This window comes from Actinomycetospora sp. NBRC 106378 (assembly GCF_030269685.1).
GTDB lineage: Bacteria > Actinomycetota > Actinomycetes > Mycobacteriales > Pseudonocardiaceae > Actinomycetospora.
The window spans coordinates 415151-432824 of the sequence record NZ_BSTT01000002.1; the positions used below are offsets into that span (position 1 = coordinate 415151).

The 17674-nt window shown below is 71.1% G+C and carries 14 protein-coding genes; 11 read left to right on the forward strand and 3 right to left on the reverse strand.

Annotation, left to right across the window (positions count from 1 at the left end; translation table 11 throughout):
* Positions 1-49 precede the first annotated feature (49 nt).
* Positions 50-943: a hypothetical protein gene (locus QSK00_RS06365; protein ID WP_285588727.1), complete on the forward strand. Its 894-nt coding sequence runs from the start codon at positions 50-52 to the stop codon at positions 941-943.
* On the opposite strand, the gene QSK00_RS06370 is transcribed toward QSK00_RS06365, so the two are convergent.
* Positions 922-2532 (reverse strand): RyR domain-containing protein, encoded by a 1611-nt coding sequence (locus QSK00_RS06370; RefSeq protein WP_285588728.1) that lies wholly within the window; start codon positions 2530-2532, stop codon positions 922-924. The genes QSK00_RS06365 and QSK00_RS06370 overlap by 22 nt on opposite strands.
* 242 nt (positions 2533-2774) lie before the next feature.
* On the opposite strand from QSK00_RS06370, the gene QSK00_RS06375 reads away from it, so the two are divergent.
* The 6 genes from QSK00_RS06375 (at position 2775) to QSK00_RS06400 (ending at position 8319) form a co-directional block, all read left to right on the forward strand.
* Entirely contained in the window at positions 2775-3362 is a 588-nt protein-coding gene (locus QSK00_RS06375) for a toll/interleukin-1 receptor domain-containing protein (RefSeq protein ID WP_285588731.1), read from the forward strand.
* Positions 3363-3582: 220 nt separating this feature from the next.
* The gene (locus tag QSK00_RS06380) at positions 3583-4152 is read left to right on the forward strand and encodes a hypothetical protein (RefSeq protein WP_285588733.1); all 570 of its coding nucleotides are present in this window, start codon (positions 3583-3585) and stop codon (positions 4150-4152) included.
* A complete protein-coding gene (locus QSK00_RS06385) occupies positions 4149-4628 on the forward strand; it encodes a hypothetical protein (RefSeq protein ID WP_285588735.1) in 480 nt (159 codons plus the stop codon). The genes QSK00_RS06380 and QSK00_RS06385 overlap by 4 nt, the downstream gene beginning before the upstream one ends.
* Before the next feature lie 712 nt (positions 4629-5340).
* Positions 5341-6195 carry a VWA domain-containing protein gene (locus tag QSK00_RS06390; protein ID WP_285588737.1) on the forward strand — a complete coding sequence of 285 codons (855 nt, stop codon included), beginning with the start codon at positions 5341-5343 and terminating at the stop codon, positions 6193-6195.
* A 40-nt stretch (positions 6196-6235) separates the two neighbouring features.
* On the forward strand, positions 6236-6994 hold the full coding sequence (locus QSK00_RS06395) for a hypothetical protein (protein ID WP_285588738.1): 759 nt from the start codon (positions 6236-6238) through the stop codon (positions 6992-6994).
* Between the two features lie 269 nt (positions 6995-7263).
* Complete coding sequence (locus QSK00_RS06400) at positions 7264-8319, forward strand: protein kinase family protein (protein WP_285588740.1); 1056 nt, start codon at positions 7264-7266, stop codon at positions 8317-8319.
* 236 nt (positions 8320-8555) lie between these two features.
* Here the strand turns inward: QSK00_RS06400 and QSK00_RS06405 are convergent, their stop codons facing one another.
* Positions 8556-11414: a toll/interleukin-1 receptor domain-containing protein gene (locus QSK00_RS06405; protein ID WP_285588741.1), complete on the reverse strand. Its 2859-nt coding sequence runs from the start codon at positions 11412-11414 to the stop codon at positions 8556-8558.
* 205 nt (positions 11415-11619) lie between these two features.
* Complete coding sequence (locus tag QSK00_RS06410; protein ID WP_502872016.1) at positions 11620-12615, reverse strand: glycosyltransferase; 996 nt, start codon at positions 12613-12615, stop codon at positions 11620-11622.
* A 171-nt stretch (positions 12616-12786) separates the two neighbouring features.
* Here QSK00_RS06410 and QSK00_RS06415 point away from each other — a divergent pair, with 171 nt between their 5' ends.
* Genes QSK00_RS06415 through QSK00_RS06430 form a run of 4 tightly spaced genes read left to right on the forward strand, consistent with a single transcriptional unit; the run spans position 12787 to position 17670 of the window.
* Positions 12787-13692 (forward strand): WecB/TagA/CpsF family glycosyltransferase, encoded by a 906-nt coding sequence (locus QSK00_RS06415; protein WP_502872017.1) that lies wholly within the window; start codon positions 12787-12789, stop codon positions 13690-13692.
* A complete protein-coding gene (locus tag QSK00_RS06420; protein WP_285588745.1) occupies positions 13689-15443 on the forward strand; it encodes a tyrosine-protein kinase domain-containing protein in 1755 nt (584 codons plus the stop codon). The genes QSK00_RS06415 and QSK00_RS06420 overlap by 4 nt, the downstream gene beginning before the upstream one ends.
* A complete protein-coding gene (locus QSK00_RS06425; protein ID WP_285588749.1) occupies positions 15440-16444 on the forward strand; it encodes a glycosyltransferase family 4 protein in 1005 nt (334 codons plus the stop codon). The genes QSK00_RS06420 and QSK00_RS06425 overlap by 4 nt, the downstream gene beginning before the upstream one ends.
* A complete protein-coding gene (locus QSK00_RS06430; RefSeq protein ID WP_285588751.1) occupies positions 16441-17670 on the forward strand; it encodes a lipopolysaccharide biosynthesis protein in 1230 nt (409 codons plus the stop codon). The genes QSK00_RS06425 and QSK00_RS06430 overlap by 4 nt, the downstream gene beginning before the upstream one ends.
* Positions 17671-17674: the final 4 nt, after the last annotated feature.

A 17674-nucleotide genomic window follows, 5' to 3' on the forward strand; every position in this document is an offset into this window, starting at 1 on the left:
CGTGGACACGATCGCGACGACATCGGTCGAACCGGGCGAGATCCTGCTCGTGACGCAGCATCCGACGAACGCGCTGGCCGCGCTGATCGTCGAGCTAGACCGCTCGCCGAGCGGGTTCTCGCACGCCGGGATGGCCGACGACTACGGCATGATCGTCAGTTCCTACCCGTACTACCAGCCCGACGACGTCCTCGACCTCGGCGGACTCCGCCACGATCCCTTCGAGCACTTCTGGGACGAGGGGCAGCGGGTCCACCGGCTGCGGTTGCCCGACGGTGTCTCGCCCGGCGGGCCGGCACGGCTGCTGCGGGACTACCCCGACGACCGGGAGGGTGCCTTCGGGTTCGCCAAGGTGGTCATCGTGGCGGCCGCCCTGCACGCGTTGCTCCCGGAGAACGTCCTCGAGCCGGAGGCGGAGTACGAGGTCGTCATGCGGGCCGTCGACGCCGGGTGGGCGTGGGCCTCCGAGGACGACTTCTACTGCGCCGAGTTCGTCGCGTACCTCTACGGCCGAGGGTTCACCCTGGGCGAGCTCCGCCCGCCGACGAATCCCGTGATCGACGACGACGGCCCGGACGACTGCGTTCCGCTGCGGGGACCGACGGGGCTGACGCTGGCCACCATCAGGATGGGGGCCGCGTTCATGTCGCTGTTCGCGACGTCGGAGCAGCGCGAGACCCTCCGCGCGCTGAAGAGGGCCGTGTGGAGGTACGACCCGGCCTTCTTCGAGGAGAGCATCGACGTGGTGTTCGGCGACGAGCCGATCCACCACGATGCGCTCGCCCGCCGTCACGAGGCGTCCCGGCTGGAGGACGACCTGGTCCTCCCGCCCGCCCTGGTGACCCCGCGGATGCTCGAAACGTGGGGGAGGGGCACCGACGTCTTGGCGGCTTCGACTCCGCTGCGCCCGCGAGAGGCTGATCAGGAGTTGGCCGCCGGCTGATCGCCCGGAGCGACCCGCACGACGCGGAGTCCGATCCGGCTGAGATGTCCTGGGATCGCGAGGACTGCGTCGCGGTCCTTCTGCCGAGCGGTCTCGTCGAGGTCGGACCAGTCCACGAGATCGGGGTGCTTTTTCTCGACGTCGTTCCGCGCACCCGTCTTCCACCCGCGTGCTTCCTTGCTCTTGCGCCAGCGGACGTGCTCATCCTCGGCTCGGCGCTCCACTTCGCCGCCCGCGAAGGCGAACTCCTCCCCATGCCCGTCGTCGGGGACGACGACCGCGGGGAGGGTGCGGAGGTACCTCCCGAAGGCGTGGGCCTGTGCGAGGTTCTCCGTGCGCAGGTCTTCGTCGAGGTGCGACCAGGACACCGTCGACGGGTTGGTGTGCGTCGTCTCGCCTCGCGCCCGGGCCTGTTCGACGTACGACTCATGCGCGGCCCGGGCGAGCTCCTCGTACAGTCCGCGACGTAGGGCGGCGAGGGCATAGGCCTCCTCGGCCACGTTGAACAGGTGGAGCTCCGCACCGCCGTATCCGGATGCTGCAACGTCCTGCGGGGTGATCCTCGCGCCCAGGGCGGTACTGGAGTGCGTCGCGACGACCACTCCGACTGGCCTGCCCCTGACCTGACGCAGCACGCGGAGCCCCAACGCCACCGCCGACTCATCCCCGTCGACCACGACGACCACGAGATGCAGGCCCTCCGACGGCACGATCGAGCGGACCTCCGAGGGCGTCAGGTACGACGGCTTCATGTCACGGCCTGGACGCTCGCACCTGCGCCCGAGTTCGGTGCGCGCGGCGTCGTACGTCTCGCCGCTACCGATGAGCACCACGTCGCCCCGAAGAGCGGTGAGGTGGCGGTCGAAGAGTCGGCGGACCGCCCGGGTGGTCGGGTCGAAGAACTCCAGGTGCACCGCCGACGGCGAGGTCAGTTCGTGCGCGGCGAGGGCGACCGCGAACTCCGGCGACCGCATCTCCAGGAAGCAGGCGGGCGCGTGAGAACCGCCGTCGAGCGCTTCGCGGACGGAAGCAGCGATGTCCACGTTCCGGGTGCTCTCGCCCGAGACGATCATGACCTCGCGCGCGGCGTCGATCCTGGCTTCCCGCAGGACCGCCGGGTCGCTCGGATCGCCCTCCACCGCGACGGCGCCCGCCACGGTCATCGCTTCCGTGCCCACGACGGCGCAGGAGGCCCCCTCGGCGACCACGGCTCGAGCAATCAGTCGGGCCTGGGCGCCCTGACCGAGGACCACTGTGTGGTCGTGCAGCTGTCGGGAGCGCACGGCGTGGTAAGTCGAGCGGTAGACAGTCCACGCACCGACCACCAGTCCGAACGCCGTGCTGGCGGGCGCGAGGAACCGCGCGATCTCGAGCGTCACTGGCAGGTTCGTCGCCGTCTGCAGGGGTGCGGCGTCGAGGAGGAAGAGTTGGAGCGTGTAGTAGACGAGATCGGTCGTTTTTGTGCCCGCCTGGATGGTCGAGGTGGGCAGGAACGTCGCGAAGCCCGCGTATCCGAGCAGGAATCCGGCGAGCGCCGCGAGCAGGCCGATGAGAGCCCGTGCGTTCTTGGTCAGCCAACCACCGGTCACGAGCCCCCCTCGCCGTCCGAAGGACAGGACGATCTCCGAACGAGCGGAACGTCGCTACCGGCCGTTCGAGTGAGGTGTCGAGGCCGGCTCCAGTGCGCAACGCATATAACTCTCCGCGACCTTCCAGAGATCGACGCCGGATCAACCCCCGTTTGGCGGATAGCACGTACTACCGACAGTTCACATGATATGTCCGTTCATGAGGACAGAGCGTCATGAACGGGGGCCTCCGGGGGGAGTGAATGACGGCGAACAGCCGGTGGTGGGAGCAGGCTTTGGCCCGGCGCGGGGGCGCCCTCCCGATCCACCCCGCAGATTCCCACGCGGGGGCCGCGGTCCGGCAGCCCCCCGCGGCCGCCCCCCGGACCGCATTCCTGTCGCATTCCAGCGTCGACGGCGCCGTCGCTCGGGAGGTCTGCGCGGAACTGGAATCGCAGGGGATGTCGTGCTGGATGGCGCCGCGCGACATCGTTCCCGGGACGGAGTGGGCGTCGGCGATCGTGGACGGCATCGCCCGGTCGAGCCTGGCCGTCGTGCTGCTGTCCACGAGTTCGGTCGTCTCGCACGAGGTGCGTCGGGAGGTCGAGCGCGCCTACAAGGAGGGCAAGCCGGTCCTCCCGGTGAAGATCGACGCCTCGACGTTGGAGGGGACCCTGGCCTACTACCTGGCCGAGGTGCACTGGATCGACCTGACGCGGCGCCCCGTCCGTCGTCATCTCTCGCCGCTCGTGGCCCGGACCCGAGACCTGCTGGGAGTCGCCGCGCCCGCGGCGTACCCGGCCGTCGTGGCCGCGGAGATCCCCGAGGTCCGGCTCGACCGGCTGTTCTGACCCACTGCACATCTGGGGGAAGCAGATGACCGACACCCGACCTGGGTCCCAGTTCTTCGGACACTCCTCGTCGTCCGCGCCGTCTCCGTCCGCGCCATCCTCTTCGGGAGCGTCCGCGGGTGGCGGGTGGCCGTCGCCGCCCGGACCGACCGCGACACCCGGTGCAGGGTCCCATCCCTCCGCGGCCGCGACGCTCGTGGCACCCGCCGCGCACAGCGTCGTGGACCAGGCAAAGCGGGGCGACCAGCAGGCGCTGCGCACCCTCTTCGGGCAGTTCATCCCGCCGGCCGAGGCGGTCGACGAGGCCCATTACCTCGGCGTCATGGGAATTCTGGGCTTCGGGACGCACAGCTTCGCGGCACTCACGCCCCGTCGGGTGGCGACCGTGCGGATCGGGATGTTCGGGGAGGTCAGCTACCAGGACGCCCCGTTGGAGTACCTGAACAGCACTGCGGTGTACCAGCCGTCCCGTCTCAAGCTCTACGCGTGGCCTGCTGGGTGGGTGCTCCTGATGCTGTACTTCTTCGCGCAGGGGATCGGCCTCATGGGGTACGACGTCACAGGACTCGGCTTCGCCGTCCTGGTGATCTCGATCCTCGGGCTGCTCGCCACCCCGCTCGCGGTAAAGCTGAGCTACCGCTTCGTCAAAAGTGGTCTCGTCCTGTGGGTCCGCGAGGGACTGGCGGTCGACGTCTTCATGGACCGCCAGCGGATCACGCACGCAAACCGGTACTACCGCCTCCTGTCCGAATACCGCGACGAACGCATCCGCACCGTGGGGAACCCGTGAGCCCGGTCGTCCGGTCCACCGTCGGCCGTCTCGGCCCCGCTCTCTTCCCGCTCCTGGCGTTGGTGCTCGCCTTCGGCCTCACCACCCTGATCGGTTCCTTCTTCCCGGCGGCGGACCTGGCGCGTCCCCCCGTTCCGGCCCCGTCGGTCGGGACGGCGTTCGGACTCGAATCCCGCTCTCTCCCGGCCGGGTCGATCCGCTTCGTCGTCCTCGAGGGCGAGGCAGCCGCGCCCGACCCCGACGACCGGCGATGGGGACCGTGGCCGCAGGACGGGTCCCTGATCGTTCCCACCGAGCCGCTCTCGACCCACGAGGTGTGCGTGCAGGCGCCAGAGGGATGGCGGGTCGCGGTGCAGGCGCCCTCCCGTCCGGCTGCCGGGCCCACGAGCGAACGGACGAGGTGCTGGGGCCCCTGGACGTCCGGGAACCCCCTGCCGGAGCGCGTCCTCTTCACGGTCGACGGGACGGGCCGATGAGCGACCGGACTGCGGGAGCCAGGAGGTTTGTCCTGCTCAGCTGTGTGGCCGCGACGTTCGCCGGCGCGGTCCTCGGCCTGCTCGCCGTGCGCCCGGCGCTGATGCCCTACGTATCCCTCCTCCTGCTCGTCCTGCTCGGCTGCGCGGGTATCACCGGCTACCTCGGCATCGTGAGCCTCCACGGCACCGGGACCGGAGCCGGTCGAGGGAACCGGCCACGGTCCCCGCAGGAGCAGCATCGGCTACCGGGACCGCCCGCTCCGTCGGACGCACGGGGGCCGAAGGCGCGGGCCGGAGGTCTGTTCGAGGGCCACCCACAGGATGTGCGTACGCCCGGCGACGACCAGCCTGCGCGACCAGGCAGCCAGACTCTGCGCCAGGTCCTGCCTGCCGGGGACGACTGGTGGAACCAGAAGAGAGCTCCGCGCTCCTCGGGCGCCCTGTCCGCCCCCACACGGCGCCCGGCCCCGCCGCCCGCACCCGCCGACCCGCGGGAGTACCTGGCCGACGCCCTCATCGCGCAGTGCCCGGCGTGCGGGTCGTTGTTCGTCGACGTCGCTCCCGTCGAGACCGGTTACGAGGTCCGGTGCCGATCGTGTGCCACCCCGATGTGGCTGTGGCGGCCGGACCGGCCGTGGCCTGGGGTGACCCTTCGGCCAGGGGCCGAACACGCCCCCGCTCCTGCCCGCGCCATCTCCCCGGAAGGGCTCTGATGTACCAGCGATCGATCTCCCGCCGGAACCCGGCCTGCATCGTCGTCCTCCTCGACCGGTCGGACTCCATGAAGGAGCCGTGGCGTCAATCCGGTACCTCTCTGGCCGACGGCGCCACCCGGGCGGTGAACAGGCTGCTCCTCGATCTGTGCATGCGGTCGACGAAGGAGGTGGGCGGCGACGTCCGCGACTACTTCAACGTCATGGTCCTGGGCTACGGCGCGTGCCCGGTGGCGGGCGGCGAGGGAGTGGAGCCCGCGCTCGGCGGAGCGCTCGCCGGTCGTGGCATCGTATCCGTCCGGGACCTCGCGATGGCTCCCCTCGCGGTGCGGGACGAACCGTCCGCCGACCGGTTCTCCGGGCCGTCTCGCTCGCCCGTGTGGATCGAGTCGGTCCACGGATACCGAACCCCGATGTGCCAGGCGATCGCCGAGGCCGGCCGGTACGTCTTCGAGTGGACGGGCGAGCACCCCGACTCGTTCCCACCGGCGATCATCAACATCACCGACGGCTTCGTGACCGACAGCCCCTTCGACGGGGCGGACCTAGCGGAGTGGACGAAGCGCCTCACCACGATTGAGACCGATGATGGGCCGGCGCTCCTGTTCAACGTCTTCCTGTCCCGGACCGGCGAACCCCGCTTCTTCCCGACGAGCGGTGCTCAGCTCCCCGACCCCGGACCACAGCTTTTCGAGATGAGCAGCTCGCTGCCGGACGTGATGGTCGCGAACGCCCGGGCCGCGGGCAAGACCGTGGAGCCGGGCGCCCGTGCCATGTGCTTCAACGCGGACATCGACGCCCTGACGGCCTTCCTCGAGATCGGGACGCGTGTCGCCGAGGTACGGGACCGGTGAGCCGACGATGACCCTGGTCCCGCGGATGGTGGCATTCTCCGTGCCCAAAGCCGGGAACACCGACGCCGAGTGGGAGGACGGGGTTGCTACGGACCCCGGTCATCCGGGCTCCGGCCGACCGGTGCGGGTGGCGATTGCCGACGGTGCAACCGCCGCCTACGGGGCGCGTCGCTGGGCCGCCGAGCTCACCGCAGGCTTTGCGTCGCCGCGCACGGCACCCGCCGGGCTCGACCCGACAATGCTGACCCACTGGTTCGGCGACCGGCAGGCGGCGTGGAGCGAGGGCTGTCCCGCGGTGGGGACGGTGCTTGAGGAACTCAAGGTGGCCGAGGGGTCGTTCGCGACCTTCGCGGGCTGTGTCCTCGACGTCCTGGCCGGCCCGGGGGCCCGGTGGGAGGCGGCCACGCTGGGGGATTCCGTGCTCTTCCATGTGCGCTCCGGCGCCCTGGTCGCCCACCTGCCGCCCCTCGGACCGGACGACTTCGGACGGGATCCGGCCGGTGCCTTCACTCGTCCCGACGCCCTGTTGCAGATGGCCCAGGACCTGGTGTGTGGCCGGGGTGAGCTCGTACCGGGTGACCACCTGTTCCTGGCCACGGACGCCCTCGCGCAGTGGATGGTCCGTCGCGCTGACAAGCCGGAGACGTGGGAGTTCCTGGCGCGCCTGAGCCATCCCGCCGAGTTCTCCCGCTTCGTCACCACCGAGCGCGACGCGGACGCGATGACCAACGACGACGTGACGCTGCTGCGCGTCTCACTCTCACCTACCGCTCCTCGCCGTCTGGTGGTGTGTCGATGACCGAGTTCCCCACCGTCGAGGACTACCGGGTCGCGGTCCAGCATCCCGCCCGGGTGTTCTCCTCGGCCGACCTGCAGCGGGCGGAGTTCGCCGTCCACCCCGTCCTCGGGATCCCGATCCCAGCGACGGGCAGTACGGCAGCGGTCTTCCAGGCCACCGTCGGAGGGCGCTCGCAGGCGCTGCGCTTCTTCACGCGGGAGGACCCGGCCGGCGCGTCGCGGTACGGGCGTCTGCGCGCCCATCTGGCGAACAGCGAGCTCGCGGGACAGGTGGCGCAGGCCGAGTGGCATGAAGCCTCGATCCGCATCCGGGATCGGTCGTGGCCGATCGTGCAGATGGAGTGGATCGAGGGGCGGACGCTGGACCGCTACGTGGACCACCTGGTGGAGGAGGGCGACCGAACGGGCCTCTCCGCTCTGGCGACCGCGTGGCGGGACCTCGTGATCACCATGCAGGCCGACCACTTCGCCCACGGCGATCTTCAGCACGGCAACGTCCTCGTCGACCAGCACGGTCGGCTGCGGCTGGTCGACCTCGACGCCGTCTGGATCCCCGGGCTGGTCGGGCTCCCGGCGCCCGACGAGTCCGGCCACCCGAACTACCAGCGGCAGGACGCCCCGTGGAACGAGCACCGCGACACCTTCCCCGGCCTCGTCGTCTACCTGGCCCTTCGTATGTTGGCGCACAACCCTCAGCCTTGGGCCGTCCTACACAACGAGGACAACCTGCTCTTCACCCGCGAGGACTTCGAGGACCCCGCCCTCGGGCCGGCCTGGAAGCACCTCTCAGCCCTGCACGACCCGTCGCTCGACCGGCTCGGCGACCAATTGCGAGCGGCGTGCGACCCGTTGTGGCGGGCCGTCGACGACTTCGCGTCGATCATCGGACGCGCCGGGGACGTCGTCGGTGGTCCCGACTCGCGTCCCTGGTGGGTGCAGACGGCGGACCGTCGCGGCGAGGTTCCGGCCGGGACGACGTCGACAGGACCGCTTCGCCCACCGCCGCCAAAGGAGACGACGCAGCAGCCCACCGCGTCTCCGGCCGGTGCACGGTCCGCCTCGGATCGGCGTGCTGGCTCCGAATGGTGGGGCTGGCAGCCTGAGACCGAGATCGATGTGCCACCGCCGGACGGCCGACAGTGGAAGTCGCTGTGCCTCGCCGCGGTCATGGGGGTCGCGGCTGGTTTCATCGTTGCCGTCGTCGCGTCCCACGGCGGCGGAAACGGTGGGGAGGGCTTCGCTATCGCCTTCTTCTCGGTCGGGTTGATCACGTACCTGGTGAGCCTCGCGGTGTTCGCAACGCGGCCGCCGCCAGGCATGCCATAGGACAGGCCGCGGTACCAGAGAGGCGTCTGGCAGTGTCGTGGAATGCGTGCGCGATCCGCCGGACTTCGCGGCTCGGTGGACCTGTCGTAGGGTCCGGGCCGCCATGACGAGGACGACTCGCCTCCGCGAGTGGGGTTCGTCCTCAGCCGCACGGCCTGGCAAGATCTGAAGCGGGTCATCGTGGCCGAGCCGGCTGAGCGCGCTTCGAGCCGCCTCAAGCGCGCTTCAGTGTCGGCTCATCCGCATCCAGTGCCGTCCTGCGGCTCGACGCCCACGAACTGCATCCACTCCGCGCTCGTCAAACTCCGACCCGCCGTGGTGCAGGCGGCCCGCACCCAGTCGGTTTCACGAAGATCGAGGTCCTGGAGCATCGCGCCACCCGAGGCGACGAACATGTGATCCTGCCGGTGTCCTTCGACAATGACGGAGGCGGCGAAGGCGTTGTCACTGCCGGAGTTCGGCGCCGGCGTGGGATGACTGCCAAGGACGGCGCCCGACCGAGCGTCAATGATCTGAACGGTGCCGTCGGCGAGGAGCGCCACGACTACTGGCTGGAAGACGTCGACACCGATCCGAACGGTGGTGGGATTGAGCACCACGCTCCGTGCGGGGCTGCCGTCGAGGGGATGGCTCTCGATTTGTCCACTTCGGGTTAGAATATCTAGTTCGTCGCCCGCGAACTGCACGGTGCGGGCTGGGGTGGGCAGCACTGCAGGGAGGTTGGAGCCGGGACCGTTGATGACCTGGACTGCTCCGTCTCCTCGGATGAAGGCCGCCGTGCCGGACACTGGATCGACATCGGCGGCGCCTGCCCCCGCGAGGTAGTCTCCTCCTGGGATGCCACCTGCGTCCGGGCGTACTGGCGGCCTATAGGAGCGGGTCACGGCGCCGTCGGTCACACGCCGCTCCTGGACCCTGCCGTTCGTGTCCATGCTGATTACGCTCGAGCCGTCCGCCGACAATGCCGCGCTCAGGACCATGTACCCCGTACCTGGAGTCACGGCACGGGCGTCGACCACACGTGGCAGGCCCGAGGTGTCGACCTGTTCGTCCTGCTGGTTCGCGCCGCCTATGAGGAACAATCGGCGGCCGTCGGCCGACCAGACCGGGTAGCCGTAAAACCCTGAAGGACCGGGCGGGGGCAGCGGCGTCAGCGTCTCGGTGGTGCGGTCATAGACGGCACCCTCGACGCTCCCGCGGTCGACGATGGCCATCTTTGTGTCATCGGGCGATAGGGCCACCACAGGCGGTGCTCCGTCGTTCGGGGACACGCCGAACCGGAGCAGCCCATCGTCGGAGATGATGGTGTTGGGACCGGCGAGGTCCCACATCGTGACTGTGTTCCCGGACGCTGAGACCAAGTGCGAGTCGTCGCCGAAGTCGAGAAGGTCCGGACTCACCGAGCTCACCCCCGTGAGGGTGATCGGTGCTGGCCCCGCCGACGTGTCGCCGCCAACTCCGACCGGGACGACGCTGATCCTGCCGCCATCGGCGAGCGCCGCCCGGTCTCCGACGGGGCTCAAGCTCAGAGCTGTCGCTCCGCGGGGCACGCCGACCGATCCTGCGAGAGTCGGAGCGGATGGGTCGGGGGGAAGGAGCTTGCTCCACGCCGAGATCTGCCCATTCTGCTCGAGCAGATAGAAGGCTCCGCCGGCTGCGCGACCGACGATGAAGCCTTCGGCGCGTGCCAGGTAGCGCGACGACCCGTAGGCCGGGCGCAGATCGGGCATGGAGAGTATTTGCCAGGCGCCTTCGATGGACTCGACTTGCACGCCGTTGTCTCCGAGGAACGTGACGCGGTCGGAGGACCGAACCGCCGTCGGCCCGGCGATCTGCTTCCCATCCCCAGCGTAGCTCGCCAGAGGCTGTGTGCCCGTCAGCATCTTGGGGCCGCCGAGAACCACAACGGAGGTGCCGGTCGGGGAGACCGCGATGCTGAGCGGGTTGATCGCGCCCAGGACGAGCGGCGCGACCGAACCAGTGTCCGGATGCCATAAAACAGCTTGGTGCGGACCGGCGGCGGCACCGACGACTGCGGCGTCATCGCTGACGGAGACGCTTGTGACGGCGGAGCCCACCGTCGTCGACCACCGCGCGCCGTCTGAGGTACGAATGCGAACGACCTCGCCGGAGGCGGTGCCGACGACGACCGCCGACCCGTCGCGCGATGCAGACAGGGCCGTGACCGGTGAGCTTAACGTCGCGAACCTGAGCGCGTTCGGGTTACCAGTCACTGCCTGGAAGAGTGCCGACGTGCTCTCGACCGTGGCGTCGAGCTGGTAGGCCGCGGCGGCGAGCATGTCCGATGCCTGAAGATTGGAGCTCAGATTGCTGACGGCGCTCGCGGCGAGTGATCGCGAGGCGGCCAATCTGGCCTCGTCGGTCTCCCTGCTGCGCGCATGGGACACCGCGACAACGAGGATGAGTGCGACGACGAGGAGCAGCGCCATAGTCGTCGTACCCACCAGGGCGGTGGCGCGGGTGCGCCGCTGCCAGCGAATGTGCTCGCCTGTCAGTGCGTCTTTCTCCACGCCCCGGATTGGTGCCGACAGAGCCGCTACAGCGTTACGCAGACGAGGGTCACGGCGGCCGCCCATCCCGACGTTGTGCATCCATCGAAGATCGACCCACAAGGGTTCGGTCTCCAGAGCCTCCCTCAGGCTGGGAGGAAGCACGTCCGTAGCCGGAGCTATCGAGTCGGTTTCAGGGTCCCATTGCATGACCCCCTCGATGACCACGAGCAGGAGCCGATCGGCCGACCTGTGCGCGATCCACCAGCTGACCTCCTGGTCGACCCACCGTGAGGACGCGGCAGCGGGGGAGACGAAGACGATCAACCAGCGACTCGCCTGCAGCGCGTCCTCCAGCTTCGCCGGCAGGTCCGCGTCCGCCCCCAGATTCGTCGTGTCGCGAAAGACGCGCATTGCCCTCGCTCGATACCAGGGCTTTGCAAACCCCTCCATCTGTCGGTGGACGAGTGCCGCCACCTCGGCATCTAGGTGGCTGTAGGAGATAAAAGCCGCATAGTCGTCCAGCGCGTCGACGGATGACGAGCTCGGGTCGAGATCGGGCGAAGCGGACGCCTTGAAGTCCATCGGGCCCCCCGCTGGTCGGCATCGGCAGATGAGTGTCGACGATGGAGCCGGACGAGCCCGCAAGGCAAGAACACGGTTCACCTGATCAGAGCAGGAGTGTCTTGCCGCACGGCGTGGACTCGAGGTAGAAAGTCGGTCTTCAGCACCTCCTCGGGCCTGTTCGGCTCCGGATGCCGAGAGCGTCGGTCCCGCAGCGGCGCGGCGCTCACGCCATGTCCGGCGGACCCACCCAGAGTCCGCGGACGTAGGCCTCGTGCCATTCGGCCTTCCCGCTCCGCCGAAGCGCACGGTAGGCGAGGGCCCGCCCGCCGGCGCCCGCCGTGAGAATCATCCGGATGGCCCTGGTCTCGAGGCGGGAATGGTGCCGCCCGACGTCGCGCATCATCGACGACCCGCGCAGTTGCGACATCCTGGTGGGGCGGTCGCCCGAACCGCCGGAACCGTGGGCGACGAGGAGATCGGTCCGGAAACCCTGCCGTAACCCGGCTCCCCGGATACGGCGCGAGAGGTCGACGTCCTCGTTGTAGACGAAGAACTCCTCGTCGAAGGCGCCGAGTTCGAGGAACAGCGAGCGGCGGAGCGCGCAGACCGAGGCGCTCACCCAGTCGATCGCCGGCTCGGAATCGGGCTCCGGCCGCGCCCACAGGCCGGTGCGCGGGAACAGGTAGTGCCACCCGCTGGCGTGCGACAGCGCCCGCCACCAGGTCGGCTCCCAGCCGGCGGTGCCGAGCTCGACCCGACCGTCGTGACCGACGGCCATCGGGCAGACCTGCACGCAGGCCGGGTCGTCGCGCACGTCGCCGGCCAGGGCGTCGAGCGTGGCGGGGGAGGGCCGGCTGTCCGGGCCGACCAGCATCACCAGGTCACTCCGAGCCGCCCGGATACCCAGGTTGGCCCCCGAGGCGAAGCCCCGGCCCGGCCCGTCGAGGACCCGCACGTGGCGCAGTCCGCGGAGTCGGTCGGCCAGACCGTCCGCGCCCCGACAATTGTCGACCACAATGAAGGAGAAGTCGCTCCCGAGATCTCGTATCAATTCGGTCACGAGATCGGCGCTCCGGTAGGCGACCACCACGATCTCGTAGTCGCGCAGCGCGGTGGTCGCCGGAACGGACATCACAGGACTCCTCGGAACAGTTCGTGTGCCGACGGACGGAACCACGAACGAGCGGCGCAACCGACACGCCACGTGAGCGTCTACCACTCGAACGATGAGGTCAAGATCGCGAATGACTGACCCTGGTCAGATCATTTGCGCCGTGCGTAGTGTTCCACTCCTTGCGCGCGGTGCTTGATCCATCGCGCATCGGCTGGGGGGACATCGGTGGGTATCGACGGGCGCGCGCGCCCACAGTTCGCGGGAGCCGGACCGAGAATGGTCCGGGCACGAAGAATTCTGGGACGGGTACCGCATCCGAGGAGCTCCGGGGAGAACGCGGAGAAGAACGAGATCTTCTCCGAGGGCACGGCCCGCCGATTGTTCGATCTCCCGATGCAGGTCTTCTCCACCCCGGAGGTGGCCGCACGCCGCCTGGTCGCCGCCCGGCGCCCGGACCGGGCGGTCGCGGCGTTCACCTGCAACGTCGACCACGTCATGCTGACCCGCGCCGACCGGTCGTTCCGCGAGGCCTACGGCCGCGCCGACGTCGTCACGATGGACGGGGCACCCGTCGCGCTGCTCTCCCGGTGGACCGGGACACCGGGGGCGGTGCGGGTGACCGGCGTCGACATCGTCGCGGCGCTCGGGTCGGTGGCGGCCGAGCAGCGGCTGCGGATGGCCATCGTCGGTGGGGCCCCGGGTCGTGCGGACCGGGCCGGGCGCGCCCTCGCGGACGCCAACCCGGGCCTGCCCCGGGTGCTCGCCCTGTCGCCGTCGGCCGGCTTCCCGCTGGGCGGCCCCGAGGACGAGGCCCTCGTCCGCGCCCTGGCCGACCTCGCGCTCGACGTCGTGGTGGTCTGTTTCGGGGCGCCCAAGCAGGAGCTGTGGATCGACCTGCACCGCGACGAGCTGCCGGGCGCGGTGCTGATCGGCGCGGGCGCCACGGTCGACTACCTGTCCGGTGCGATCACCCGCGCGCCCGCGGTCTTCCAACGCACCGGCACCGAGGCGTTCTGGCGGCTCGGGACCGAGTTCCCCCGCCTCTGGCGTCGATATCTCCTCCGCGACAGCCCGTTCCTCGTGCTGTTCGCCGTGACCCTGGCTCGCCACCATGCCCGCACCGCACCCGCGGTCCCGACCCCCCGCCCCGCCGCCGACGACGTCCCGGAGGCCGCCTCATGACCATCGACGACTTCCTGCGCATCGTGCGCGACCGCTGGGTGGCGGTCGTGGCCGGTCTCCTCGTCGGCGCTCTCGCCGGCCTCGCCTTCGGGTTGCTCAGCCCGGCGTACTACACGGCGTCGACCACGCTGTACGTGTACTCGCCGAGCGGCGACTCCACCGACGCCGCCTACCAGGGCAGCCTCGTCTCCCAGCAGCGCGTGTCCTCCTACGCCGAGCTCGTCACGAGCGAGGAGGTCACCGACGACGTCGTCGCCCGGTTGAACCTCCCGGAGACTTCCCCGGAGCTCGCGAAGCAGCTCTCGGCGTCGAGCGCCAGCGACTCGGTGCTGATCGACCTGTCGGCCACCGACGGCGACCCGCAACGTGCGGCCCTGATCGCCAACGCGGTCGCGACCTCGTTCATCGCGGTGGTCAACGACCTCGAGAAGCCGTCGACGCCGGGCGCGCAGCAGCAGGTCTTCGTCCGCCAGGTCCGCCCGGCCAAGGCGCCGGTGGAGGCAGGCAATCCCTCGTTCCTCGTGACCGGGGGAGTGGGCGCCGTGCTCGGGCTCGCGCTCGGGATCGTCGCGGCCGTCGTGCTCAGCGCGCTCGACAAGTCCGTCCGCTCGGTCGGGCAGCTCACCCGCCTCAGCGGCGTGCCCACCCTCGGCGCGGTGCCGATGGAGACCTCCGGGCTCGACGGACCGGTGGCCGAGTCGCTCGCCGGGGGCTCGGCGTACGCGGAGGCCCTGCGCTCGCTGCGGACCAACCTCGAGTTCGTCGACGTCGACCACGCGTCCTCGCTGATCGTCGTGACCAGCCCGCTCGAGGGAGAGGGGAAGACGACGACGGTGACCGGCCTCGCCGTCGCTCTCGCCTCCGCCGGCAAGCGGGTGATCATCGTCGACGCCGACCTGCGCCGCCCGCAGCTCGCCACCCGCCTCGGGTTCGACGGGGCGGTCGGGCTGTCCGGGGTCCTGGCCGGCAAGGTGACCCTCGACGAGGCGCTCCAGCCCTGGGGCCCCGGCCTGACCCGCGTGCTCACCAGCGGCGTCGTGCCGCCCAACCCGAGCGAGCTCCTGGCGAGCCGCCAGGCCCGCGACCTGTTCGCCGCGCTGCGGGAGCGCGCCGACGTCGTGCTGATCGACACCCCGCCGGTGCTCCCGGTGACAGACGCCGCGACGGTGTCCCGGCACGCCGACGCCACGGTGCTGCTCTGCCGGATCGGCCGGACCCGGGTCGCCCAGCTCGAGTCGGCGCTGACCGCACTCCGGGCCGCCTCGGCCACGGTCGTCGGCACGGTGGCCACGATGGTGCCGGCGACCGGGGACTCCTCCTACGTCGGGCGGTCGGCCTACCACCGGACGGGAACGCCGGTTCCCACCCCGAGCCCGACACCTCCGAGGCCGGCGCCGAACGGCTGGTCCCGCCCGGTCCCGCCGCCCGCCGCCCGCTCCGTCCCGGCGCCCGCGATCCCCGGCCCGCGACCCAGCCCCGGACCGCGCCCGGCTCCAGCGGCCCGGCGCAGCGTCCCGGCCTTCGACCCGGACGTCGACGACCCGACGCCCACCGTCGCCGTCGCGCCGGTCCGGCCACCCGAATCCGTTCCCGACGACGGGTCCGACGTCACCGAGGCCCGCGAGGAGCCCGAGGCACCTCCGGAGGACGCAGGAGAGGCCGAGTCGGCGAAGGACACGAACGAGGACGACGACCAGCACGACGACGTCGAGGCCACCGTCGTGACCACGGCGGAGAAGGCGTCGACGTGACGCGCGTGCTCGTCGACGCCCGCTCGGCGGGGTCGACGCGGCTCACCGGATGGGAGCGGTACGCCCGCGGGGTGGTCGGCCTGCTCGCGGACGTGCCGGAGGTGCAGCTGCGGATCACCGACCCCGGCCCGTTCCCGAAGCGGCTGGCCGAGGACCTCGTCGCGCTGCCGTTCGCGGGCCGGTCGGCCGACCTCGCGCACCACCTCACCTTCCCGCCGGCCCGGATCGCCGGGCCGACGGTGATGACGCTGCACGACCTCGTCTGGTGGACCCATCCGGAGACCGCGAGCCGCGGCGGTCGTCACTACTACACACGGCTCGCGGAGCGGGCTCTGCAGGACGAGCGGACGAGCGTGGCCACCGTGTCGCACACGGTCGCCCGCGAGATCGCCGACCGGTTCGGGAAGGAGGCCCACGTCGTGCACCCCGTCGTGGTCCCCCGGGTCGTACCGCCCGCGCGGCGTGAACGCCCGTACGTCCTCGCCGTCGGCAGCGTCGAGCCCCGCAAGAACCTGGCCCGGCTGGTCACCGCCTACGAGCGGTCCCGGCTGGGGGAGCACACCGACCTCGTCCTCGCCGGCCGGCGGGCGTGGGGGCAGCTCCCGCCGGGCGTGGACTTCGTCGAGGCCCCGGACGACGACGAGCTGTGGGCCCTCCTGCGCGGGGCGTCGGCCCTCGTCCTGCCGACGCTGTACGAGGGCTTCGGGATGCCGGTCGTGGAGGCGCAGGCGGTCGGGGTGCCGGTGATCTGTTCCGACCTGCCGGTGCTGCGTGAGGTCTCCGGCGGCCACGCCTGCTTCGTCGACCCGTACGACGTCGACGACATCGCGGCGGCCCTCGCGGCTCTCGCGCCCGAGGCGCCGGCACCCGTCGTCGGGAAGGCCCTGGAGCTCGACCTCGACGCCGCGGAGTGCCACAGCACCCGGTACGGCCCGGCGACGGCGCTCGACCAGCTCGCCGACCTGTACCGCGCGCACGGGCTGGACCTGCATCTCCGATGACCGTGCACCCGCTCGTCCGGCGCATCGGGGGCTTCGCCGCGGTCCCGTTCGTCGGGGCGATCACGCCGTTGCTGCTCCTGCCCGTGATCGCGCGGGTGACGAGCGTCGAGGGGTGGGCGGCCGTCGCCGTCGGGCAGTCGGTCGGGGCGGTCGCGATGATCGTCGTGACGTTCGGCTGGAACCTCTCGGGGCCGTCGCGGACCGCCCAGGCCGACGACGCCGGACGGCAGGCGCTCTACCGGGAGGCGCTCGCGAGCCGGCTCGCCGCGTTCCTCGTGGTCCTCCCGGTCGAGGGTGTGGTCGCGTGGCTGCTCGCCCCCGAGGGGTTCCGGGTGGTGGCGGTGCTGATGGCGCTGGCGGTGTCGGCCACCGGGCTGTCGCCGGCCTGGTACGCGATCGGTGCGGGCCAGGCACGGACGCTCCTGGTCTACGACGCGCTCCCGCGGGTCGGCGCCGCCGTCGTCGGGGCACCTCTGCTCGTCCTGGGCGCCCCGCTCGAGACCTACCCGATCGCCCTGCTCGCCGCGTCGCTCGGGACGACGGCCGTCCATGCCCGGCACACGCTGGGCCGGTTCGGCCTCCGCGCGGCCCTGCGGCAGGTCGACCTGCGGATCCTCGTTCCCGACGCTGCCTCCGAGATCGCGTCGGGCTCCTACTCGGCCGGTGCCGTCGCGCTCGTGGGGCTGGGGACCGGGGTCCGCGAGCTCGCGGTGTTCGCCGCCGGCGACCGGCTGTTCCGGCTGTCGCTGTACGCGATCTCCAGCCTGTGCAACGCGCTGCAGGGATGGGTCGCCGAGCCGGCGGACCGGGCCACCGTCAGGCGCCGCTTCCACACCTCGCTCACTCTGCACTCGTCCGTCGGCGTCCTCGGGGCCTTCGCGATCGGGGGAGCGGGCCCGTGGGTCAGCGGGGTCGTGTTCGGCTCCGACCTCGCGGTCGACCTCCCGACGGCAGCCGGCTTCGCGGTCGCGTTCCTCGTCATCTCCCTGGAGACGTCGGTGGGCCGGCACTACCTCATCCCGCGCGGCTACCGGCGCACCTACCTCGCCGCGGTGACCAGCGCGGTGGTCGTCGGCGTCCCCGCCCTCGTCGGCTTCGCGCACCTGTTCGGCGCCCCCGGCGGGGCGTGGGCGGTCGCGGCCGCGGAGGGGACGATCTGCGTGGTGGTCGTCGGTGCGGCGGGCGTGGTCGCGCGACGCACGGCGATCCCGGAGCCGGCGCGATGAGGAC